This is a genomic window from Mycobacterium shottsii (assembly GCF_010728525.1).
Lineage (GTDB): Bacteria > Actinomycetota > Actinomycetes > Mycobacteriales > Mycobacteriaceae > Mycobacterium > Mycobacterium marinum.
On record NZ_AP022572.1, the window covers coordinates 1,239,374 to 1,260,990 of the forward strand.

Consider the following 21,617-nt stretch of genomic DNA (forward strand, 5'->3'; position numbering starts at 1 on the left):
CTTCCAGCGATCTAGGGGATGTTCAGGGCCGCCAATTCGACCTCGCCGGAGGCGGCTCCACCATCCTCGTCCCAAAACTCGATGGCGCACGGTACCAGGAGATAGCGCCACGTCCGTTGGACAACCTGCAGATTCCGGCATTGCAGCCGTGCGGAGAATTTCGCGGGGTTGATGGGCCGGTTGAAACGTGATGACGAGTTCCTGATGAACATGCTGGCGAGTTGATGCTGGAAGTAGTCCTCCAGCGACCAGCCCCGCAGTTGCGGAATCTCCTCGTTGGCAACGGCGGGCGCGAACGCGCTGTATGCGAGTTGGTTGAAGCAGAGAATCAGTTCAACCGCATTGAAGTGACCGGTGCTGCGGATATAGGCGGACTCGCTGATCGTGAAATTCCCATAGGCCAGCACCGAATCGTCGTCGGCGTGGTACCGGGCGTCGAGCAGGTAGCGACACCCCTTGTAGGAGTAGGGCTCGAGAACCCGGGCGAGTAGATCCTCGGCGATCGCAGTGGTGCCGGCGGACTCGACAGCGGGGTGAGCGGGCGAGGTCAAATCGGTGGTGCTCATGCCGGGTAGCCCGGCGTCTCGAGACCATCCAGCATGGTCAGGCGGTAGGTCGTGAGGGTGCCCGAGGCCGTCCCGTGCTTTGCCCGGTGCATGAGAACTCGGTTGTCCCACAAGATGATGTCGCCGACTTCATAGTGCTGGGTGTGGATGAACGGCGAGTTGTATTCGGGATCGAGCTGTCCGGTCGCGGCCAAGAGTTCGGCCAGCACGGCCGGATCAACCAGGTTGCCGTCCTTGTCCTCGATCTTGGTGGTGCCCGTCGCGCAGATGTAGAGAATCTCTTCGCCGGTCTTGGGGTGCCTGATGACTGTCGGCCACTTTATCGGGGGAGTGGCGCGGCTGATCTCATCCCAGACTTCTCCGATAGGCCGGTAGACGTCGCTCGGGCGGATCTTGATGTGCCGCCGGGGATCGTGGGTGCTGAGGGTTCCGCGGGCCGGGGCCTGCTGGGCGGCCGGGAGTGACGCCCAAACCTTGGCCAGGTCGATGAAATAGGTTCCGCGGTCGTGGCCGGGCACCGCAAGCGGCAACACCATGGAAAACGCGAACGGTTCCGGCATGAACATGTAGTCGATGTGCCAGAACGCGCCGGTCTTCGGAACCCCTTGGCCTTCCTCGGTGGAGGAGACAAAGATCTCCGGGTGATCCTCGTGGTGGTACATGGGTTCGTAGTAAGGAACGATCTGTCCGACGATCTTGCCGAGCTTTAGGAATTCCTCGGGCGACGGGTTGACGTCCTTCAGGATGACCAGCTTGTTCGCATAAACGATGTCACGGATCTCGTCAGTGGTTATGTCGTCGAGGTTTTTTGGGTCGACCCCTGTGATTTGTGCACCGAGTCCCTCGCCTTTCACGTTGAGCGTCATCGGCCGTCTTCTCCTCGTTCATTTCGCTGCTGCTTCGGACAGATTTCTGGGACTGCGCCATGCCGGCGTCGGCTGCCGCACGCAAACGGGTCTTCGGCGTCCCTGGTGGTGGCGATCCGGTGGTACCTCCTGATTGGGCGCTGCGATGAGTGCGGCTACAGGAGGAGTCGGATGTGGTGATGAAAAGTTCCCCCTATTCGCCTTCCGGTCTTCCTTCGGAGTCGTTGGTCCAGGTGGCGGGCAGCAACGGGACAGCAGTGCTTGTGCCGTGCGACGACAGCCGGACCATTCCCGCGGCGGCACCGTCGTGCGACGCCGCGGTGCCGGTAAGGCCGAGCGGACCGGCGCCCTGGCTGCTCGGGCTGGGGGCGGGCTCGGCGGTGCCGGGAGCATCGATGGGCGAATCCATGGTGGCCGGTTCTTGCAGGAATTCGTCGCGGTAGCCGCGCACCCCCACCCTGTTCTTGCTGCGCTTTCTGCGACTGGCTCGGCTGCTGCTCAGCGCGGCTGGAGCCGCGGCGCGGGTGGTGTCGGTGGCGGTGGCGGCCGCGCCGGTGGTAGCCCTGGGGCCCGAGCTCACCCCCGGGGGTGCGGGGCCCAACACCGCGTAGCTGATCGCTGGTGAACTGAGCGGGCTGCCGGCGGGGGCGGGAGCGGGGGCGCTGGCTGCGGGGCTGGTGGCTTGTGGGCTTGGCGGGGCGAACGCCGACGCCGCCGGCGTCAGACCAACGACCGGTTGCGGGCCGGCCAGGTCGGCCACACTGCGCTCCGCGGGAGCGGCAACGGGTGCCGTTATCGGCGTCCTGTTCGCCAGGTAGGCCAGCGCACTCAAGGCGCTCAACGCGCTGAGCGCGGGAGTGAAGAAGGGAAGCAGTAGCAACCCGTACGAGGCGTAGTACGGGTACCAAAGAAAGTCGTATAGCTGCAAAGCGATGATGGCGAGGATGACCGCGACCGCCGGGCTGAAGCCCATACGCTGGAAAAACTCCAGGAAATACTTGTACGGATCGGCAAGGAAACTCAGGATGTCCCTCAACAGCTGACCGATCCAACTCCCGATGCCCGACGCGGCGGCCTGGCACTCGCCGCCGGGCCGCAGGATGGACGGCGTCGGTGGCGTGGGTGGTACCGCCGCGGCCGCGACCTCACTGACCGCCTGATAGGTGGTCATGGTCTCGGCGGCTTGAATCCACATGCGGACGTAGTCGGCCTCGTTGAGCGCGATGGGGATGGCGTTGATGCCGAAGAAATTGGTCACCACCAGCACGCCGTGGATGGCGTGGTTAGCGGCCAGCTCTGCCAGCGTGGGCATGGTGGCTACGGCGCTGCTGTAGCCGGCGGCCGCGATCCTGTGCTGCGCGGCGGTTACCGAGCTATCGATCGCGGCCTGCTCCAGCCAGATCAGGTAGGGGCCATGCGCGGCCAACCACTGGTGGGCGGCGTATCCCTGCCAACTGGTGGCTTGAACCTCGGCCAGTAGCTGGGTCAACTCGACAACGGCAGCGCTGTATTGCGCGCTGAGCTCTTGCCATTGTCCGGCGGCAGCAAGCAGCGCCCCCGGGCCTTGGCCCGCGCTCAACAGGGCCGAGTGCACCTCGGGAGGTATGGCCATCCATATCGGGGCGGTCAGGGCTTACCCTCTCCTGCGTAAGCGTGGTGCGCGCGCCGTGGGCGGGCTGACGCTGGTTGGCTTTACCAGGGTTAGTCGGGGCGAGTGAGCAAAAAGTTCCCACCGTGGCGCCGTGGTTCTGAATCCGGGTTGGGCAGGTCTTGCCGGAGGAGCGCGGCGCACCCTGGTTGGGCGGGGCAAGCCGGTCATTTCGCGAGGTCAGGTGAATCCATCTGGTCGGCAGCGGGTTCGGAATCAGCCGTCGTCACCCGTCGTCACCCGTTGCGGGGAGGGCGCTGCCGCACCTCGGTGCCCTATATTGTGCAGCCATGCCAGTCATTGACGCCCGTCATCTCGACGGCATATCCGAAACCGCGTTGCTGACCCTGCATCAGCGCGCGACCGAGGCCGCCCGGCCCGATGCCATCATCGACGACCCGATGGCCATCGCCCTGCGCAATGACATCGACTACCCCTACCACCACTTCGGCCGTACTCACCAAGCTACCGCCCTGCGTGCCTTGGCATTTGACAACAGCACCCGGGATTTTCTGCGGACCCACCCCGGCGCCACCGTGGTCGCACTGGCGGAGGGGCTACAGACCAGTTTCTGGCGTCTCGACAATGGTGAGCTGAACTGGCTTTCGGTAGACCTGGCGCCGATCGTGCGGCTGCGTGAGCAGCTGCTTCCCGCCTGCGACCGACTTCGCTACTGCGCTCAGTCCGCGTTCGACTACTCGTGGATGGAGCAGGTGGACGACGCCAACGGCGTGCTGATCACCGCCGAGGGGCTGTTCCAGTACCTGCGCCGTGACGTGGTGTTCGAGCTGATCGCGGCCTGCGCCAAACGATTTCCCCATGGCCAGCTGGTTTTCGACAGCATCGCTTGGCTGTTGAGCGTGTATTCGCGCCGGCGCGGGTTCAGGCTCAGTGAGCACTACACGGCGCCCCCGATGCCGTTTTGGTTCACCGCCGACCACTATGACGAACTGCGCGCCATCCCCGGTGTTCGCGCGGTCCGTGAGTTGCCGGCGCCGGCGGGCCGCGGAAGGTTCTTGCGCTGGGCGCTTCCGGTGGCGTACCGGCTGCCCGGGTTGGGCCGGTTGCGGGCCCCGGTGACGCTGGTCGAATTCGGCTGATTCGGCAGCGCAAGTTCGCGCCGAGCCGCCGCGAAACGAACACCCCGTGATGCATCAAGTCAAGATGCCTGCGAAACCTGGTTCATGCATCAGGTAAGGAATGCCCGCGAAATCGGGGTCAGGTGGTGGTCTTGCTTTTGATGCGGATGCCGGCTTTGAGGGCGGGTAGAGCGGCGGGTATGGCGGCGAGGTAGAGCTGTTCGGTCTTGTCTTTGGCGAGTCTGAGCAGGGCGGCTTGCAGGTCGGCGTTCTGGTGGGCGATCGCGGCGGGGTTGAGGCTGTTGCGGTAGGTGAGCAGCTCTGTTTGTTGGGCCGCTGAGAGGACTCCGGCGGCCAGCAGCCGGTCCAGGGGGGTCTGGGGCTTGTCGTAGAGCCGGCGGCGGTGACCGTCGCGGCTGCAGCCGTAGCTGATGGGTTTGATGGTGGGGGTCAGGTAGTTGAGCCGGTCGTTGACCAGGTGCCACAGCCGGTTGAGCACGGCGCGTTCTTCGTCGGTGTCGTAGCGGTAGTAGAACCCGTAGCGACGCACGAGGTGGTTGTTTTTGGACTCGATGGTGGCCTGGTCGTTCTTCTTGTAGGGTCGTGAGCGGGTGAAGAAGATCTCCATGTCCGCGGCCCACTTGATGACCGCCTTATTGAGGAATTCGGTGCCGTTGTCGAAGTCCAAACCCGTTACCTTATAGGGATTTTAGTAATTCCGGTTTTGAGGGCGCCCAGGATGTGGGGGTGGGCGTTGTTGCGCACCGTGCGGGTGAACACCCAGCCGATGTGCATGTCGGTGAGGTTGACCGTGCGGGCGAACTCACCTTTCAGTGTCGGGCCGCAGTGCGCCACGGTGTCGCCTTCGAAGAACCCCGGAGATTCTTCGGCCTCATCGCCTGCTTTGCAGATGGTGATCGAGGACCGCAGCAGCGGGGAGGGTTTCGTCGTCGACACACCCGAGATCTGGTCGCGGGCCTTGGCGCCGCGCAGGTAGCGGTCGATCGTGGCGCTGCTCATCGCCAACAGCTCGGCACGCACCGCCGGGCCGTAACGGTCACGGCCGTCCACCAGTTCGCCGTGGCGTTCTAGAGCATCCAACTGAAGTGCCATGGAAGCGGCCAGATACCGGCCGCACTGCCCGCCTGAGGCCGCCCACACCTTCTGCAACACCTTGAGCGCATCCTAGGAGTACTTCGGATTGCGTTGCCGGCGAGTCCGTTTGGCGACCTGCCGACCCGCTCCCGCCGGCGCGGCCGCCGCCCTCAACCGCCGCCTGGCGTTGTCACGCGACCAGCCGGTGACCGCCACCACCTGATCCAGAATCTGCCCCTTGCCCGCCTTCGGCGCCCCCACATACCCCCTGGCGAACTTCGCGGTGATCTCGGCCCGAGACGACATCGACAGCCCACTTCCCATGCCTGCCAAGGATCGACCGTTCCGCGGGCATTTTTACGTGATGCACCGAGGACGCTTCACGGGCATTTCTCGTGATGCTTGCCGCACCCTGGAACAATTCGTCGGCAATACGCGACTATTAGGTCATGGATTGCGAGGTGGCGCGCGAAGCGTTGTCGGCCCGACTCGACGGCGAGCGAGAACCGGTGCCCTCGGCGAGAGTCGACGAGCACCTGGATGAGTGCGGTGCCTGTGGTCTCTGGTTCGAACAGGTGGCCGGCCAAGCTAGCCGTCTGCAGCGCCTGATCGAATCCCGGCCGGTCATCGGGGCGGTTGATCTGACCGGGATTCGGCCGACGCCGCAGCCGCGGGAACGCAAACGAATGAGCTGGCAGCGCTGGGCACTGTTGTTCGTGGGGATCGCGCAGGTCGCCGTGGGAATCGTGCAAGGACTGGGCTTCAGCGTCGGCCTGGGCCACCACTATGTGATCGGGTCGGGCAACCATCTGCTCAACGAGTCCACGGCGTGGACGATCGCGCTGGGTGTGGCCATGGTGGTCGCGGCGATATGGCCGGGCGCCGCCGAGGGGCTCGCCGGTGTGCTGATGGTCTTCGTGGCGGTTTTGAGCGTCTATGTGGTTGTGGATGCGCTGTCCGGTGCCGTGACGACTTCGCGGGTCCTGACCCATCTGCCGGTGCTGTTGGGCACCGTCCTGGCAATCATGGTGTGGCGAAGCTGCGGTGCTCCTCGGCCGGCGCCGGACGTGTTGGCAGACGAGCCCGATATCGTTCTGCCGCAGAACGCATCTCGCGGACGTCGTCACGGCCACCTGTGGCCCACCGACGGATCGGCGGCCTGATCAGGCGCTGCGGCGCAGGATCACTCGGTGACGCCGGGTTCGGTTGTGGACGTTGTCGTCTGGCTGGTGGCAGCACCGAAGTTGCGCAGCTGCAGGCTGTTTGAGACGACAAAGAACGATGACAACGCCATCGCGGCGCCGGCGACAACTGGGTTGAGCACACCGGCCGCGGCGATGGGGATGGCCGCGATGTTGTAGCCGAATGCCCAGGCCAGGTTGAGTTTGACGGTGCGCATGGTCGCGGCGGCAAGGCCGAGCGCCAGGGGCACGACGTCGAGGTTGTCGCGAACCAGGATGATGTCAGCGGCGCCGATCGCAACGTCGGTGCCACGCCCCATGGCCATTCCCAGATCGGCGCTGGCCAGCGCGGGACCGTCGTTGATGCCGTCACCGACCATGGCGACGACATGGCCGCGGTCACGCAGTTGTTCGATTACGTCGACTTTGCCTTCGGGCAGAATGTTGGCGATCACCTCGTCGATGCCGACCCGGTCGGCGACGGCGGCCGCCGATGCCGGGTTGTCACCGGTCAAAAGCATGGTCCGGAGCCCGCGCTCGCGCAGCGCGGCTACCGCATCGGCCGCCGAGTCCTTGACGGCGTCGGCCACCGCGATGACCCCGCAAGGTGCACCGTCGATCTCGACGAATACAGCCGTCTCACCCAGGGACTCGGCGTTGCGCCGAGCGGCGCGCAAGGCCGCGTCACTCGAGGAGGAACCGATCCAGGACGGCTTACCCACCCGCACCGAGCGCCCGGACACGGTACCGCCGACGCCGCGCCCGGGTATGGCGCGGAATTCGGTGACGGTGTCGTGCTGGGTGGTCGCCGCGGCGATTGCCAGGGCCACCGAGTGTTCGGACGCCGCCTCCACCGTGGCGGCGATGGCGAGCACCTCGTCTGCGTCCCAGCCCGGTGCGGCCACCACCGCACTGACTTTGAGCTGCCCCGAGGTCAGCGTTCCGGTCTTGTCGAAGACGACGGTGTCGACGGATCGGGTGGCTTCCAGGGATTGATAGCCCTTCAGGAAGATGCCGAGTTGGGCACCGCGGCCAGAGGCGACCATCATCGCCGTCGGCGTCGCCAGGCCCAGGGCGCACGGGCAGGCGATGACCAGGACGGCAATGGCGGCGGAGAAGGCGCGGTCGGGTGAACCGCCGGCCAGTAGCCACCCGGCCGCGGTCAGCGCGGCGATGACAAACACGCACGGAACGAACACAGAGGCGATCCGATCGGCCAGGCGCTGTGCGTCGGCCTTTTGCGCTTGCGCCTGCTCGACCAAGCGGACCATTCCGGCGAATCGGGTGTCGGCGCCCACCGCCGCGGCCTCCACGATCAACCGGCCGTCAAGCACCACGGTGCCGCCGATGACCTGGCCGCCGGGACGCACCCGGGTGGGTTTGGCCTCGCCGGTCATCGTGCTCATGTCGACCGCGGCCGAACCGTCCAGGACGAGGCCGTCGGCGGCGATGGTCTGTCCGGGACGCACCACGAAGCGATCCTGCTCTTGGAGTTCGTCGGCGGGGACCACCAGCTCTGACCCATCCGGCTGCAGGACGGCAACCTCCTTGGCGCTCAGCGCCGCCAACGCCCGCAGCGCGCTGCCCGCCTTCGACTTGGCGCGGGCCTCGAAATACCTTCCGGCCAGCACGAACACCGTGACGCCCGCGGCGACCTCGAAATAGATGGCGTCGCTGCCCAACAGCGCCTGCCAGATGCCCTTGCGGTCGGCGAGCTGGTGGCTACCGAACACGGTGTACAGCGACCAGATCGTGGCGGCGGTGATGCCCACCGAGATCAGCGTCTCCATGGACGCGCCGTGGTGGCGCGCGTTGCGTAGCGCGACGCGGTGAAACGGCCACGCCGCCCATGTCACGACCGGCAGAGCCAGCGCTGTGAGCACCCACTCCCAGCCGGTGAAACGAGTGCTGGGCACCACCGCGAACATCACCGAGAGATCGGCCAGCGGCACGAACAGCACGGCCGCGACGGCTAGCCGGATCAGCAGGTGGCGAGCATGCTCAGCATCGGGATCGCCCGCGCCCTGACCGTCGTCCGGCTGCACCTCGGCCTGGTAACCGGCCTGCTGGATCACCTCGCACAGCGCAGCGGCGTCGACGTCCTCGCCGGCCTCCACGGTCGCCGTGCGGGTACCGAAGTTCACCGACGCCCGAACCCCCGGCACCTTGTTGAGCGTCGACTGGACCTTACGGGCGCATGCGAAGCAGGACATGCCGGTGATCCCGAGTTGGAACCGCTGGACCTGTTGGTCGCGCTCCAAGTGCTTGTCGGTCGTCACGATCGTCGCTGACATCGTGGGGCTTGACCTCCTGCTGATCTGTGGCTTGCCGATGCAAGCTTCTCTCCACACAGGTCGTTGTCGCTAGCCCAGGAGTTCCCTGGCCGTTGCGCGAATCTATGGCCTACGCTCAACGATCGTGGTCACCGGCGGCGCTGATGAGCAAATCACTGTCCTGGCCATGGCCGCCGGACGTGGTGATCGGGCCGCTCTTGCGGAATTCATCGAGGCCACCCAGCGCGATGTGTGGCGGCTGGTCGCCTATCTCACCGATCCGGCCAGCGCCGATGACCTGACGCAAGAAACGTTTCTGCGGGCGATCGGTGCCCTGCCGCGCTTCGCCGGTCGGTCTAACGCTCGCACTTGGCTGTTTGCGATCGCCCGTCGCGTGGTTGTCGACCAGATCCGCTACAAGACGCGCCGGCCCCGCCCGGCGTATGTCGCCGACCTCGACGAAGCGCTTGGGCAAGCCCGTCGCGGCAGCCGGTTCGAGGACATCGTTGAGATTCGGCTCCTGCTCGACGGGCTTGACGAGAAACGCCGCGAAGCACTGATCTTTACGCAGGTCTTGGGCCTCTCATACGCCGAAGCGGCGCAGATTTGTGGTTCGCCCATCGGCACCATCCGCTCTCGCGTGGCACGGGCCCGCGACGATCTGTTGCGGGCTGCCCGAGAGGGCGAGCGGGCTGGATAGTTCGATGCGTTCGCTGGCTGGCCGTCGGGGCGGTCCTAGATGCCGAACACCATGGCGGCGAAAGCGATCGCCATTCCCGCCGCCATCATCGCCCGCCCGGCGTGGGTCAGGCAGCTGCGCCAGGACTCCGTCCCGGCGCGTGGCCGCGCACGCACCGAGATGATCGCCCAAATGATCGCGGCGGTGGCAAACGCCAACAACCAAAACCAATTGACGGCGCTGACCCAGCCCGGCGCGGTGGCGCCGGCGGCCATGTCGGTCCCCGACATGTGCATACCGGGCATCGAGGTGCCGGGCGCCATCGTTTGATGCGCGGCCGGGCAGGCTAGGAGCTGGTGGCTCATCGCGACGTACATCCAGGCCATGGCCAGCATCATCAATGCGTGGTAGCCGCATCCCACGAGCGCGGTGATGGTCTTGGCCCGAAGCGCGGTGAGCGCGGCGAACCAGCCGGCCGCCAGCAGAAAGAACACCGCGGGGCCGGTCGTCGGCAACGCCGCTCCCACCGGCCAGAGCATTACGACCATCGCAATCGCCATCACCAGGTGCAACCCATTGCTGACGACCGAGGTCCACGCTCGCTGTTGGGTGACCGTCGGGGCTCCGGAGAAGGCTGAAGAGGCTGGAAGGGCTGGAAGGGCTGGAAGGGCATAGTCAGCACCGCTGAACACGAACAGTCCGGTGGCCAGCCAACGAATCAGCAGGTCATTGATCATGTAGAACTCAGTTGCCGGGGTGTGGGGCGGTCACGGTGTCGCTCTCGGGCTCGGCGGCGATGGCCACCGCAGGATATGCGGTCCATGCTCTATAGGTCGCTACCGACCGATCCGAGGTTCCCAGCCAAACCTGTGTGCTACGACATCCAGTCGTAAGCTCGAGGGATGGATACTGACGGGCCTGGTGTGGTTGCGTCTTCTGCTGCGCCGCCGTCCCGGTCCGGCTCGCTGACGTCGGTCTGGCTGCTGCTGGGCCTGCTCGCCAGCTCGGCAGTACTGGCGAGCTACGGGGTGGTTTCCGGCGTCCGGCGCTATGCCACGGTGGGCAGCCCCTACCCCGGTTGGTTTCTGAGTGCCGCCGAGCCGACCGGCTACTTCCTCGCGTCTTTGTCCGGCGCTGTCTGTCTTGGCGGTTTGATCTATGTCGTCATGATGTCGCGGCCCGAGCACGACGGCCTGATCGATGCGGGTGCATTCCGAATTCACCTTGTAACAGAACGGGTTTCAGTTGCATGGCTGGTTCTGGCCGCGTCGATGGTGGTGGTCCAGGGCGCTCACGACTCCGGATTGTCGCCGATCAGGCTGCTGGCCAGCGGGGCGGTGCGCGACGCCATCGCAACCTCGGAGATCGCGCGCGCCTGGATTGTCGTCACCATTTGTGCCCTGGTGGTCGCGGTGGCGTTGCGGCTCAACACCCGTTGGGTCGCTCATGTCGTGCTGCTCATCCCCACCGTGATTGCGGTGATCGCGACGGCCGTGACCGGCAACGCGGGACAGGGGCCCGACCACGACTTTGCGACCAGCGCGGCGATCGTTTTTGCGTTGGCGGCTGCCACGTTGACCGGTCTGAAGGCCGCGACGGCGCTGACCGGGGCGACGCCGACCCGCACCGTTCAACTGATGCAGGTGGCTTGCGGTGCGCTTGCGGTGTCCTACGGTGCGGTGCTGCTCTACCTGTTCGTTCCCGGCTGGGACTTCGGTTCCGAGTTCGCCCGAATCGGTCTACTGGCCGGGCTCCTGCTGGTGCTGGTGTGGGTGTTCGACTGCTGGCAGTTCTTCGTCCGGCCTCCGCGATCGACGCGCGGCGCCACCGCGGCCGCACTGGCGATGATGGCGGTGCTGGCGGGTATCGGCGCGATGGCCGTTCAGACCGCGCCACGGTTCGTAGCCCATCAATTCACTGCGTGGGACGTCTTTTTGGGATATGAACTGCCGCAACCGCCCGATGTGGGCAGGTTGATCACCCTGTGGCGGTTCGACAGTTTGGTCGGGTTCGCCGGGGTGGTGCTGGCCGCCGGATATGTGGCCGGCTTCGTCCGGCTGCGCAGGCGGGGCCATGCCTGGCCCGTCAGCAGGCTGGTGTCCTGGCTGATCGGTTGTGCCGTATTGGTGATCACGAGTAGCTCGGGCGTGCGGACCTACGGGTCGGCGATGTTCAGCGTCCATATGGCCGAACACATGACGCTGAACATGTTCATTCCCATGCTGCTGGTGCTGGGTGGGCCCGTCACGCTGGCGCTACGGGCATTGCCCGCCGCCGGTGAGGGACAGCGGCCCGGGCCCCGCGAATGGCTGACATGGCTGCTGCATTCGCGGGTGACGGCCTTCTTCTCACACCCGATCATCGCGTTCATCCTCTTTGTGGCCTCGCCGTACATCGTCTATTTCACGCCGCTTTTCGATACCCTCGTCCGGTATCATTGGGGCCACGAGTTCATGGCCGTGCACTTTCTGATCGTCGGGTACCTCTTCTACTGGGCCATCATCGGTATCGACCCGGGGCCCCGGCGGCTCCCCTATCCCGGACGTATCGGGCTGCTCTTTGCGGTGATGCCGTTTCACGCGTTCTTCGGCATCGCGCTGATGACAATGAATTCGGCGATCGGCGACACGTTCTACCGTTCGGTCAATCTGCCCTGGCTGGCCAGCATCGAATCCGATCAACACCTTGGTGGTGGAATCGCCTGGGGCGCAACCGAGCTACCGATCATCATCGTGATCGTGGCGTTGGTGGCCCAGTGGGCGCGCCAGGACCGTCAGGTGGCTGCCCGCCAGGATCGCCATGCCGACAGCAGCTACGCGGACGACGACCTGGAGGCCTACAACGCGATGCTGCGCGAATTGGCGCGGATGCGGGAGTGATGGCGGGGACGGATCGCTAGCCGACCACGGCGAAATCGCCGTTGTCGGCCAGCGTTGCCTGGACCTGTTCGCGGGTGAGCTCGGTGTCGGTGCAAACTCGCACCGCCGACGCGCCGGCGGCGTCCAGCTCTACTTCGACGGTCCGGACCGACGGCAGCGCGCTCAAGGCGTTGGTGATGGTCTCCACGCATCCCTCGCAACGCAGACCGGTAACGGCGAATGTCTGTTCAGTCATCTATTTCTCCATTGGACGCGACAATGCGCGCGGTAGATGGTCTAAAGTTGCGTAGCCGCAGGCTATTTGACACTACGAAGAACGACGAGAACGCCATCGCGGCTCCGGCGATGAGCGGGTTGAGCAGGCCAGCGGCAGCGATCGGAATCGCGGCGACGTTGTAGCCGAACGCCCAGATCATGTTCGTTCGGATCGTGCGCATCGTGGCTCGCGCCAGATCGAGCGCCTGCGGCACGATGTGCAGATCGTCGCGCACCAGGATGATGTCGGCCGCGCCGATCGCAACGTCGGTGCCGCGACCGATCGCCAATCCCAGGTCGGCAGATACCAGGGCGGGACCGTCATTGATCCCGTCCCCGACCATCGCGACCGTATGGCCTTGGTCGCGGAGCTGTCGAATCACGTTGACTTTGCCGTCCGGAAGTACATCGGCGATGGCGGTATCGATGCCCAGCTGCGTGGCCACCGAATCGGCCGCGGCCTGATTGTCGCCGGTGAGCAAGATGGTTCGCAGGCCCCGGCTGCGCAGTGCGGCGATCGCGTCGGCCGCGGAGTCCTTGACCGTGTCGGAAATCGTGACAGCGGCGCAGACCTCACCGTCCACCGATACGAAGACTATTGTCTCGCCGCGAGATTCGCCTTGCGCACGAGCGGTGTCCAATACCTCGTCGGCTGCTGTGTTGCGGGTAATCCAGGACGGCTTACCGACCTCGATGCGGTGGCCGTCGACGATCCCCGACACGCCGCAGCCGGCCACCGCGGCAAAGTCGGTGACCGGTGCCGGATGTGGTGAGGCCGCGACGATCGCTGTCGCGACAGCGTGCTCAGAAGCCGCCTCGACCGCGGATGCAAGAGCCAGAACTTCCTCGCGCACCCGCCCGCCGGTGGTGGTCACCGTGTTGACGGTCAGCTTCCCCACCGTCAGCGTGCCCGTCTTGTCGAATACCACGGCGTCGATACCGTGAATGGTTTCCAGCGCCTGATAGCCCTTGATGAAAATCCCCAACTGCGCCCCGCGTCCGGAGGCGACCATCATTGCCGTCGGGGTGGCCAGTCCGAGCGCGCAGGGGCAGGCAATCACCAGCACACCCATCGTTGCCGAGAAGGCCCGGTCGGCGCCGGCGCCACTGAGCAGCCAGGCCGCGCCGGCGAGTCCGGCGATCGCAAAGACGACCGGCACGAACACCGCGGAGATCCGATCCGCCAGGCGCTGCGCGCGCGCCTTCTGAGCTTGTGCCTCCTCGACGAGGCGGACCATGGCCGCGAATTGGGTGTCGGCGCCCACCGCGGTGGCCTCGATGACCAGACGCCCGTCCAGGACGATGGTGCCGCCGATGACGGGCGCGTCCGCAGTGGCGCGCACCGGTTTGGACTCACCAGTCATCGCGCTCATGTCGATTGCCGCGGTGCCGTCGATCACGACGCCGTCGGCGGCGATGGTCTGCCCGGGGCGGGTCACAAATCGCTGCCGCTTTTTGAGTTCGGCGGCCGGTATCACCAGCTCGGCGCCGTCGGGCAGCAAAACCGTGACGTCCTTGGCGCCTAACGCCGCCAGGGCGCGCAGTGCGCTGCCGGCCTTGGACTTGGCGCGTGCTTCGAAGTAGCGGCCGGCAAGTACGAAAACCGTCACGCCGGCGGCGACCTCGAGATAGATCGAGTCGCTGTTGAGTATCGCCTGCCAGATCCCCCGGCTCTGGCGTGGTTGCCGGTCGACGAAGACTGTGGATAGCGACCAGACGGTAGCGGCCGTGATGCCCACCGAGATCAGCGTTTCCATGGATGCGGTGCGATGGCGGGCGTTGCGGATCGCCACCGAGTGGAAGGGCCAGGCGGCCCAGGTCACGATCGGGGCGGCGAGGGCGGTCAAGAGGTATCCCCAGCCGGGGAACCTGGTGCTGGGCACCAGGGCGAACATGGTCGACAGATCGGCCAGCGGCACGAACAGCACCGCCGCCACCAGTAGCCGGCGCAGCAGTGTGCGAGCGTGCTCAGCATCTGGATCGCGGTCGTCGGCGGCCGACTCGGCGTGCGGAACAGCCTGGTAGCCCGCCTTCTCGACCAGCTCGCAGAGCTCATCGGCGGCGACGTCGACGGCGTCGATGGTGGCCACCCGGGTGGCGAAGTTCACCGAGGCGCGTACGCCGGGGACTTTGTTGAGTTTCGTTTCGACGCGGCTCGCGCACGCCGCGCATGACATACCCGAAACATCGAGCTGGATACGCCGCGCGGAGCCAAGGTCGAGGTCTCCCGTAATCGGAGCCGCCACGGCCCTCCTCAGATCAGCACATTTCTCCCTGTCAGACTACAAGTCGTAGCCGGGCCGCAGTCAGTTCCGTTCGGAACGGGTGTGCTCGGACACCGTCGCCGCGGTGGGGTCATCGCCGCAGGTTGGGGTGGTTACGGCAGCATCGAATGTGATGGTGGTCACCACGTGTGCGGGGGTCGCGTCGATGACGTGGTGCTGGTTGTAGGTGCTCACGGCGGGGCCGGACCGGATGTCGTCGGCGCCCATGTGACGGCACCGCCCACGGGTGTGAAATGGCAATTGCCCCTTAGTGATTGAATTTAAGTTCCTACGAAAAAATTCAAAGAATAAGCGCGACACGCGAGTTGGCGCGCCGTTTCAACTGGCGGAATACGTATACTCCGAGCCCAATGCTCAGGGAGGCTATGGGTTGAGCAATGGCTCGGTCGATGGAATGTCGCGCCGACAGTTCATGGCCAAAGTCGCGGCGGCGAGCAGCGCCGGCGCTCTGATGTCTTTGGCCGGCCCGGTGATTGAAAAGGCTTATGGGGCAGGGCTTTGTTCCGGCCATTTGACCGACATCGAGCACATTGTGTTGTTGATGCAGGAGAATCGCTCATTCGACCACTATTTCGGCACGCTCTCCGGCGTGCGAGGGTTCGACGACACCACCGATCCGGCGATATTCGACCAAAAGGGCTGGGACCCCCGGACGCAGTCGATCGACCCGGCCGGCATCACGTCGCCGTTCCGCTTCGACACCACTCGGGGCCCCCTGCTCAACGGTGAGTGCGTCAATGACCCGGTCGAGGGGTGGGTCGCGATGCACACCGCCTGGAACAACGGGGCCAACGACAACTGGCTGCCGTCGCAGTACTCGCAGATACGCCAGGGCAACATCCCGGCCTGCATGGGCTACTACACCCGAGCGGACCTGCCGATCCACTACATGCTGGCCGACACTTTCACGATCTGCGATGACTACTACTGCTCGATGTTGACCGGGACCGCGCCCAACCGCCTGTACTGGTTGAGCGCCTGGATCGACCCGGACGGTACCAACGGTGGGCCGCTGCTGAACGAGCCGAATTTTCTGCCGCTGCAGCCGTTCAGCTGGCGCATCATGCCGGAGAATCTCGAGGATGCCGGCATTAGTTGGAAGGTGTACCAAAACAAGTTTTTCGGGCACTACCTCAATTCGCCTATCAGTGACAACGGCCTGGTTCAGGCTTTCAAGCAAACCGCCGATCCAAGGTCGAATCTCGCTCGATTCGGCAGCCCCCACCTACCCGCAGGATTTCGTTCTCGACGTCAAAGCCAACAGGCTGCCGAAGGTTTCCTGGGTGGTCCCCAACATCATCCAATCCGAGCATCCGGCACTGCCGGTGAACGTCGGTGCGGTTGCGATTGTGAACATATTGCGGACTTTGCTGTCCAATCCCGCGGTGTGGGAAAAGAACGCGTTGATCATCAGCTATGACGAATGCGGTTCGTTCTTCGATCACGTCACACCGCCCACGGCGCCGCCGGGAACGCCGGGCGAATATGTCACGGTGCCCGACATCGACGCGGTGTCCGGCTCCGGTGGCATCCGGGGGCCGATCGGTCTGGGCTATCGCGTGCCGTGCATCGTCATTTCGCCCTATAGCCGTGGGCCGCTGGTCGTCTCCGACACCTTCGACCACACCTCGCAGTTGCGATTGATCGAGACACGGTTCGGGGTGCCGGTGCCCAACCTGACCCCTTGGCGACGCAGTGTCACCGAGGATATGACCTCGGCGTTCAACTTTGCTGTCCCGCCGAACCCATCGCGACCCAAGTTGGATCCTCCGCTGCTCAACGCGCTGCCGAGGCTGCCCCAATGCGTCCCCAACGCGGTATTGGGATCCTTGGGGGGAGCGGCGGTGGCCAACCCGTATCGGGTGCCTTACCCGCAGGTGCCGCCCACGCAGGAGACCACGCCCGCCCGCCCGACGCCCAGCGGTCCCTGCTAACGGCCGAAGGCGTCACCGGCCACCCGGCGGGTTGTTGCGGTAATCGGCGCCCGCGGCACTACCGGCGGGAGTCGTCGCGGTCGGGTGTGTGCCGGCATGGCTGTGCTCCGGATTCGCCGTCGCGGGCCGAAAGTGCGTGCTAACTTACCAAAGGTGACGCAGGTCACCACTTTTCCGCTAGTCGACGCGATCGTGTCGCGTCGGGGTGGCAGCCTGGACGGCGTTGTCGTCATCGCCGCACAGCATCTGCTGGAGACGACGCACGCGATGCTGCGCTCGTTGTTTCGGGTCGGGCTCGACCCCCGCAACGTCGCGGTGATCGGCAAGTGTTACTCGACTCATCTCGGAGTCGCCGATGCCATGCGAGCCGACGGTGTTCACGTCGATGAGTTCAGCGCCGCCTACGCGCCCCACGAATCCTTCGACACCGAGTACACGCGACATGTGGAACGGTTTTTCGCCCAATCCTGGGATCGGCTTGCGGCTGGCCGAGCCGGCCGAGTCGTGCTGCTCGACGACGGTGGCTCGTTGCTGGCCGCCGCTGGTGCCGCACTCGACGGCACGGCCAACATCGTCGGGATCGAGCAGACGTCGGCGGGCTACGCCAAGATCGCCAACTGCGCGCTCGGGTTTCCCGTCGTCAACATCGCCCGCTCGTCGGCCAAGCTCCTCTACGAGTCGCCGATAATCGCGGGCAACGTGACACGTTGCGCCTTCGACCGCATCGAGGGCCTCGACCGCGGTGACGCCATCCTGATCACCGGTGCGGGAGCGATCGGCAGCGCGCTGGCCGAGCAGCTGCGTCCCCGTCATGAGCGGGTGGATGTGTACGACACCCGCGTGGGCCACCCGGGCCCGATCGATCTGACCCAGGCGATCGGTGACTACGACGTGATCATCGGCGCCACCGGAGCGACCAGCGTGCCCACCGAGTTGCACGATCTACTGCGCCCCGGCGTGGTGTTGATGTCGGCGTCATCGTCTGATCGCGAGTTCTCGGGGGCTGCGTTGCGCCGGCGTGCGATTCCGGATCCCAACTGCCATGCCGACCTGCGCATCGCCGACGGCAAGCTCGATGCGACATTGCTGAACTCGGGATTTCCGGTCAACTTCGACGGCTCGGCAATGTGCGGTGACGAGTCCATGTCGCTGACCATGGCGTTGCTGGCGGCGGCGGTGCTCTACGCAGCCAGCGCGGAAGCCGCCGATATCGACTGCGATCATCCGCATCTCGGGCTGACCGACCAGGGCGACATCGTGCAGTCGTTTCTGAACATCGATGTTCCGCTGCAGGCTCTCGGCAGGGTGCCGTTGCTCTCGGTCGGCGGGTACCGTCGCCTCGAGCTGCGGTCCGGTGACATCGTGTTCCGTCAAGGGGAGCCGGCCTCACACTTCTACGTCGTCGAATCCGGTGAACTCGAAGCGTTTGTCGACGGCCAGCTGGTGCTGCGGCTGGTCGCCGGCGATCACTTCGGCGAAATCGCTCTGCTCAGCGGCTGGCGGCGGGCGGCCACGGTGCGGGCGAGCCAGCCCTCAGTGCTGTGGTCGCTGGACGCCGCGGCCTTCAGCGAGGTCCTCAGAGTGGACGCCACGATGCGCGAGCTTGCGCACCAGGCCATTCATTCACGGGTGAGCCGCGTGGTCGGTGCACCCAAGTCATCGCGCGTCTAGCAGACCCGCGGCCCTTTGGCGTCGATCGCCAGCCCGAAGCCCGTCCCCGGACCGCTGCCGATCAGATCTCTACCGCTGGCCCGTGAGGTGCTCCCGGACCAGCGCACAAAGCCGCCATCGGCCCGGCACGCCCTTGAGTTCGTGTTCGCCGCGCTCGGCGAATCTGTGGCTCGAGCCGGTGACGATGTCACGCACCGTCGAGGACACCAGCACCTCACTGGAGCCGGCCAGCGCACAGACCCGGGCACCGATGTGCACGGCCAGGCCGGCGACGTCGGCCCCCCCGCACCTCGACCTCGCCCGCATGAATCCCCACCCGGACCTCGATGCCGAGCACCGCTACGGCGTCGACGACGGCGTCCGCGCAGTTGATTGCCGCACTCGGGCTGCTGAACGTCGCGACGAACCCGTCGCCCGCGGTATTGACCTCGCGCCCGCCGAACCGCTGGATCTCGTGGCGGACCAGGTTGTCGTGGTTATCGAGCAGGTCGCGCCAGCGCAGGTCACCCACGGTGGCCGCGCGCTGGGTCGAGCCGACGATGTCGGTGAACATGACCGTGGTCAGTACCCGCTCGGTGACGAAGCCGCCCCGGACGCCGGTGATGAACTCCTCGACCTCGTCGAGCAACGCGGCGGTGTCGCCGACCCAATACAAGGAATCGGAACCGGGAAGCTCGACCAAGCGCGACCCGGCAATGTGCTCGGCCAGATAGCGGCCGTGCTCGACCGGAACGAACTTGGTGCCCACCCGATGCAGGATCAGCGTCGGCGCGGTGATGTGGGGCAGCGAGTCGCGCGCATCCGAGGCTTGAACCGCGTTGATGAAGGCGCGCGCCGTGCTGGGCGAGGCCGCCCGGTTTCCGGCCAGATCCCACCAGTCGCGGAACGCGTCGTCATGGGCCACGCTGGGCGCCATGATGCGCAGCACGTCGAACCCCTGCTCGACCGCGTCGGGATCGGTTCCGAGGGTGAGGAATGGTTCGGCGGTGTTGGACCTGATGCCCAGTTCGTAGTCGGGCGCATGCAGCGTCCGCGCGGAGGCGTTGATGAGCACCAGGCTGCGCACCCGCTCGGGATAGTCGGCGGCCAGCACCAGGGCGGTCGTCGCGGTGAACCCGGAGGCAAGAATCGTGGCTTGCTGGCATCCGGCCGCGTCCATCACGGCAATCGCATCCTCGGCCCAGAACCTCGGGCCGAGCGCATCCGGCGACGAAACCCGCGATGACAGGCCGACGCCGCGATGGTCGAACCGGATCAGGCGGGAAAACGACGCCAGACGGCGGTGAAAGCGGTACATCGACGGTTCGGAATCGATGGTGTCGACCGGAATCGAGGCCCCCGGTATGACGAGCAGGTCGATCGGATGATCCCCGATCACCTGGTAGGCGATGTCCAGGTCGCCGCACCTGGCGTAACGAGTCCGGGGAGTTCGGGGCGCCTGCGACACGGCTACAATGTAATGATCGGAATCAGATAGCGGGCGGCGTACTCGCGGACCGCGGCGTCATCCGAGGTATCGAGACGCTCGGTGGGAAACATGATGATGCCAACGGCAACACGCAGCAGAATGTCGGCGATGTTGGCGAGGTCGGCGTCGGGAGCATCGGCGCCGCAGCGCCGCAGCGTGTGGGCGATGCCGTCGGCGAATTGGCCGATCGGGAAGACGTGGGAGCGGGAAAACATGCCGAATAGCTCCGGCTCGCTTTCGGCTATCCGCGAGTACAGCGGGGAATCCTGGATGAGTCGGACCCCGAGGGTGAACGCCTCGATCACCGCCTCACGCGGGTTGTGGCCGTTGGTGGCCTGGTCCAGTGCGGCGAAGAACAACTCCGCCTCGCGCCGCACGACCCGTTCGAACAGCTCGTCCTTGGTGGGAAAGCGTCGGTAGATGGTGCTGCGGCTGACACCGGCCCGGGTGGCGACGTCTTCGATGTTCGCCCGCCGGACACCGTAGGTCTCGAAAACCGCGCGTGCGGTGTCCAGGATGGTGCGGTCGAGATCGGTGATCGACTCGACTCCGTCGGTGCTGGTCTCGGTGCCCATTCTGGACTGCATGATAGATCGGCTCCGCCTTGCGGATCCCCCCGAATGCCGCGTTTTCCCAGATCACTGCCCCTGATCGGGAGCCTGACGCGGGGTACCGCTCATTTGCGGCCGCCCGCCGCGGTGGCTAGGGTGACACAAAGAGACGAACTTGTATCAGTGGTTCAAGAACGACACATGGATTCGTCAAGGAGGGTGGATGGCAACGGAGCTGACCGCGGGCGTGGATTTCGACACCGGTGTCCGGGAGGCCCTACCCATGCCGATCGACCGGCCCGTCGACGACGAGATCGTCGCGCAGCGGCTGGGCCCGACTTCGCTGATCTGGAAATTCTATGGAGACGTGCGCACTCAACTCTTCGGATTCCAGCGCGCGGCCGGCACCGAAAACTGCATCGAACAGCTCGGTCAGGGAGTCCTCGATCATTCGGTGGTCTTCAGCGACACCCTGGGCCGGGCCAAGCGCACCGGACCGCCCTTGATGCGGACCGTGTATTCCGAGGACCCCCATGGGTGGGGTCGCACGGTGCGGGATTTCCACAAGCCGATCAAGGGCACCATCGGTGATGGCTCTCGGTACCACGCGTTGAATCCGGAGTTGTTCTACTGGGCCCACGCCACGTTCGTCGACCAAATCCTCTACAACACCGACACGTTCATCCGGAGGCTGTCCCGCGCGGAAAAGGAGCAGATCTTCGAGGAGAGCAAGATCTGGTACGGCCTTTACGGCGTCAGCGATCGAAGTCAGCCGCAAACCTATGACGAGTTCGTGGCCTACTGGGACGGCATGCTCGACCGGTTCGTCCCGCACAAGACCGTGCTCTACGGGACCGGCTATCTACGCAAAGGGATCCCTGGCCCCCGCAAGCTGCCTGCGCTGATCTGGAGGATCCTGTCTGCGCCCCTGAACGCCTACGCCCGGTTGGTGATTGTCGGAACCCTGCCGCCGCAGATGCGCGAGGTGTGTGACCTCGATTGGAACGCCAAGAAGGAGAGGCGATTTCAGCGTTTCGCCGCCCTCATACGAGGGCTGAATCCGGTGCTGGGGCGGCTGCCGGTCAGGTTGGTCTACTTGCCATGGGCGGCGCAGGCGTGGACCCGCTCGGGGGTTGACCCGCGCAGGCTCCACCGCCGCGCCGTCTCGACATAACGGCCGCCGCGAG

18 protein-coding genes and 2 pseudogenes are annotated in these 21,617 nt (G+C 65.6%); 7 read left to right on the forward strand and 13 right to left on the reverse strand.

What is annotated here, in order from left to right; translation table 11 throughout:
- Positions 1–11: 11 nt before the first annotated feature.
- The 3 genes from G6N41_RS05845 to G6N41_RS05855 all read right to left on the reverse strand — a co-directional run bounded on the left by G6N41_RS05845 (position 12) and on the right by G6N41_RS05855 (position 3,044).
- Positions 12–566: an FcoT family thioesterase gene (locus G6N41_RS05845; RefSeq protein WP_198966857.1), complete on the reverse strand. Its 555-nt coding sequence runs from the start codon at positions 564–566 to the stop codon at positions 12–14.
- Entirely contained in the window at positions 563–1,432 is an 870-nt protein-coding gene (scoE, locus tag G6N41_RS05850) for a (3R)-3-[(carboxymethyl)amino]fatty acid oxygenase/decarboxylase (protein WP_020731369.1), read from the reverse strand. The genes G6N41_RS05845 and scoE overlap by 4 nt, the downstream gene beginning before the upstream one ends.
- A gap of 193 nt (positions 1,433–1,625) precedes the next feature.
- Positions 1,626–3,044, reverse strand: a complete 1,419-nt coding sequence (locus G6N41_RS05855; protein WP_198966858.1) for a PPE family protein — start codon at positions 3,042–3,044, stop codon at positions 1,626–1,628.
- Positions 3,045–3,370: 326 nt separating this feature from the next.
- Here G6N41_RS05855 and G6N41_RS05860 point away from each other — a divergent pair, with 326 nt between their 5' ends.
- On the forward strand, positions 3,371–4,180 hold the full coding sequence (locus G6N41_RS05860) for a class I SAM-dependent methyltransferase (protein WP_198966859.1): 810 nt from the start codon (positions 3,371–3,373) through the stop codon (positions 4,178–4,180).
- 118 nt (positions 4,181–4,298) lie between these two features.
- Here the strand turns inward: G6N41_RS05860 and G6N41_RS05865 are convergent, their stop codons facing one another.
- The 3 genes from G6N41_RS05865 to G6N41_RS05875 all read right to left on the reverse strand — a co-directional run bounded on the left by G6N41_RS05865 (position 4,299) and on the right by G6N41_RS05875 (position 5,560).
- On the reverse strand, positions 4,299–4,847 hold the full coding sequence (locus G6N41_RS05865; RefSeq protein ID WP_231608579.1) for a hypothetical protein: 549 nt from the start codon (positions 4,845–4,847) through the stop codon (positions 4,299–4,301).
- Between the two features lie 5 nt (positions 4,848–4,852).
- Positions 4,853–5,272, reverse strand: coding sequence for a hypothetical protein (locus G6N41_RS05870; RefSeq protein ID WP_198913147.1), 420 nt, complete (start codon positions 5,270–5,272; stop codon positions 4,853–4,855).
- A 72-nt stretch (positions 5,273–5,344) separates the two neighbouring features.
- On the reverse strand, positions 5,345–5,560 hold the full coding sequence (locus tag G6N41_RS05875; protein ID WP_198968092.1) for a hypothetical protein: 216 nt from the start codon (positions 5,558–5,560) through the stop codon (positions 5,345–5,347).
- Positions 5,561–5,703: 143 nt separating this feature from the next.
- Here G6N41_RS05875 and G6N41_RS05880 point away from each other — a divergent pair, with 143 nt between their 5' ends.
- Complete coding sequence (locus G6N41_RS05880) at positions 5,704–6,417, forward strand: zf-HC2 domain-containing protein (protein WP_198966860.1); 714 nt, start codon at positions 5,704–5,706, stop codon at positions 6,415–6,417.
- Between the two features lie 20 nt (positions 6,418–6,437).
- On the opposite strand, the gene G6N41_RS05885 is transcribed toward G6N41_RS05880, so the two are convergent.
- Positions 6,438–8,729, reverse strand: a complete 2,292-nt coding sequence (locus G6N41_RS05885; RefSeq protein WP_198966861.1) for a heavy metal translocating P-type ATPase — start codon at positions 8,727–8,729, stop codon at positions 6,438–6,440.
- A 124-nt stretch (positions 8,730–8,853) separates the two neighbouring features.
- Between G6N41_RS05885 and sigC the strand changes: the two genes are divergently transcribed.
- Positions 8,854–9,408, forward strand: coding sequence for an RNA polymerase sigma factor SigC (gene sigC / locus G6N41_RS05890; protein WP_020731374.1), 555 nt, complete (start codon positions 8,854–8,856; stop codon positions 9,406–9,408).
- Between the two features lie 35 nt (positions 9,409–9,443).
- Here sigC and G6N41_RS05895 read toward each other — a convergent pair whose 3' ends face one another.
- A complete protein-coding gene (locus tag G6N41_RS05895; protein WP_198966862.1) occupies positions 9,444–10,124 on the reverse strand; it encodes a DUF5134 domain-containing protein in 681 nt (226 codons plus the stop codon).
- A gap of 165 nt (positions 10,125–10,289) precedes the next feature.
- Here G6N41_RS05895 and G6N41_RS05900 point away from each other — a divergent pair, with 165 nt between their 5' ends.
- Positions 10,290–12,266, forward strand: coding sequence for a cytochrome c oxidase assembly protein (locus G6N41_RS05900; RefSeq protein ID WP_198966863.1), 1,977 nt, complete (start codon positions 10,290–10,292; stop codon positions 12,264–12,266).
- A 16-nt stretch (positions 12,267–12,282) separates the two neighbouring features.
- On the opposite strand, the gene G6N41_RS05905 is transcribed toward G6N41_RS05900, so the two are convergent.
- Genes G6N41_RS05905 through G6N41_RS05915 form a run of 3 tightly spaced genes read right to left on the reverse strand, consistent with a single transcriptional unit; the run spans position 12,283 to position 15,013 of the window.
- On the reverse strand, positions 12,283–12,501 hold the full coding sequence (locus G6N41_RS05905; RefSeq protein WP_012392261.1) for a heavy-metal-associated domain-containing protein: 219 nt from the start codon (positions 12,499–12,501) through the stop codon (positions 12,283–12,285).
- Positions 12,494–14,767, reverse strand: coding sequence for a heavy metal translocating P-type ATPase (locus tag G6N41_RS05910; protein ID WP_198966864.1), 2,274 nt, complete (start codon positions 14,765–14,767; stop codon positions 12,494–12,496). The genes G6N41_RS05905 and G6N41_RS05910 overlap by 8 nt, the downstream gene beginning before the upstream one ends.
- Before the next feature lie 60 nt (positions 14,768–14,827).
- Positions 14,828–15,013 carry a hypothetical protein gene (locus G6N41_RS05915; RefSeq protein ID WP_198966865.1) on the reverse strand — a complete coding sequence of 62 codons (186 nt, stop codon included), beginning with the start codon at positions 15,011–15,013 and terminating at the stop codon, positions 14,828–14,830.
- A gap of 334 nt (positions 15,014–15,347) precedes the next feature.
- Here G6N41_RS05915 and G6N41_RS05920 point away from each other — a divergent pair.
- A pseudogene (locus tag G6N41_RS05920) lies at positions 15,348–16,740 on the forward strand (phospholipase C).
- A gap of 153 nt (positions 16,741–16,893) precedes the next feature.
- On the forward strand, positions 16,894–18,411 hold the full coding sequence (locus tag G6N41_RS05925) for a cyclic nucleotide-binding domain-containing protein (protein ID WP_198966866.1): 1,518 nt from the start codon (positions 16,894–16,896) through the stop codon (positions 18,409–18,411).
- 69 nt (positions 18,412–18,480) lie between these two features.
- On the opposite strand, the pseudogene G6N41_RS05930 reads toward G6N41_RS05925, so the two are convergent.
- Positions 18,481–19,858, reverse strand: a pseudogene (locus G6N41_RS05930) (adenylate/guanylate cyclase domain-containing protein).
- A 2-nt stretch (positions 19,859–19,860) separates the two neighbouring features.
- On the reverse strand, positions 19,861–20,466 hold the full coding sequence (locus tag G6N41_RS05935; RefSeq protein WP_020731383.1) for a TetR/AcrR family transcriptional regulator: 606 nt from the start codon (positions 20,464–20,466) through the stop codon (positions 19,861–19,863).
- 187 nt (positions 20,467–20,653) lie between these two features.
- Between G6N41_RS05935 and G6N41_RS05940 the strand changes: the two genes are divergently transcribed.
- On the forward strand, positions 20,654–21,604 hold the full coding sequence (locus G6N41_RS05940) for an oxygenase MpaB family protein (RefSeq protein ID WP_198966867.1): 951 nt from the start codon (positions 20,654–20,656) through the stop codon (positions 21,602–21,604).
- Positions 21,605–21,617: the final 13 nt, after the last annotated feature.

What these genes read in the sequence shown, in the direction of transcription:
- G6N41_RS05870 (WP_198913147.1), bottom strand. Translation starts at nt 5,272, where the DNA reads ATGGCACTTCAGTTGGATGCTCTAGAACGCCACGGCGAACTGGTGGAC.
- G6N41_RS05880 (WP_198966860.1), top strand. Translation starts at nt 5,704, where the DNA reads ATGGATTGCGAGGTGGCGCGCGAAGCGTTGTCGGCCCGACTCGACGGC.
- G6N41_RS05915 (WP_198966865.1), bottom strand. Translation starts at nt 15,013, where the DNA reads ATGGGCGCCGACGACATCCGGTCCGGCCCCGCCGTGAGCACCTACAAC.
- G6N41_RS05855 (WP_198966858.1), bottom strand. Translation starts at nt 3,044, where the DNA reads ATGGCCATACCTCCCGAGGTGCACTCGGCCCTGTTGAGCGCGGGCCAA.
- G6N41_RS05845 (WP_198966857.1), bottom strand. Translation starts at nt 566, where the DNA reads ATGAGCACCACCGATTTGACCTCGCCCGCTCACCCCGCTGTCGAGTCC.
- G6N41_RS05935 (WP_020731383.1), bottom strand. Translation starts at nt 20,466, where the DNA reads ATGCAGTCCAGAATGGGCACCGAGACCAGCACCGACGGAGTCGAGTCG.
- G6N41_RS05885 (WP_198966861.1), bottom strand. Translation starts at nt 8,729, where the DNA reads ATGTCAGCGACGATCGTGACGACCGACAAGCACTTGGAGCGCGACCAA.
- G6N41_RS05905 (WP_012392261.1), bottom strand. Translation starts at nt 12,501, where the DNA reads ATGACTGAACAGACATTCGCCGTTACCGGTCTGCGTTGCGAGGGATGC.
- G6N41_RS05875 (WP_198968092.1), bottom strand. Translation starts at nt 5,560, where the DNA reads ATGTCGTCTCGGGCCGAGATCACCGCGAAGTTCGCCAGGGGGTATGTG.
- scoE (WP_020731369.1), bottom strand. Translation starts at nt 1,432, where the DNA reads ATGACGCTCAACGTGAAAGGCGAGGGACTCGGTGCACAAATCACAGGG.
- G6N41_RS05860 (WP_198966859.1), top strand. Translation starts at nt 3,371, where the DNA reads ATGCCAGTCATTGACGCCCGTCATCTCGACGGCATATCCGAAACCGCG.
- G6N41_RS05940 (WP_198966867.1), top strand. Translation starts at nt 20,654, where the DNA reads ATGGCAACGGAGCTGACCGCGGGCGTGGATTTCGACACCGGTGTCCGG.
- G6N41_RS05900 (WP_198966863.1), top strand. Translation starts at nt 10,290, where the DNA reads ATGGATACTGACGGGCCTGGTGTGGTTGCGTCTTCTGCTGCGCCGCCG.
- G6N41_RS05895 (WP_198966862.1), bottom strand. Translation starts at nt 10,124, where the DNA reads ATGATCAATGACCTGCTGATTCGTTGGCTGGCCACCGGACTGTTCGTG.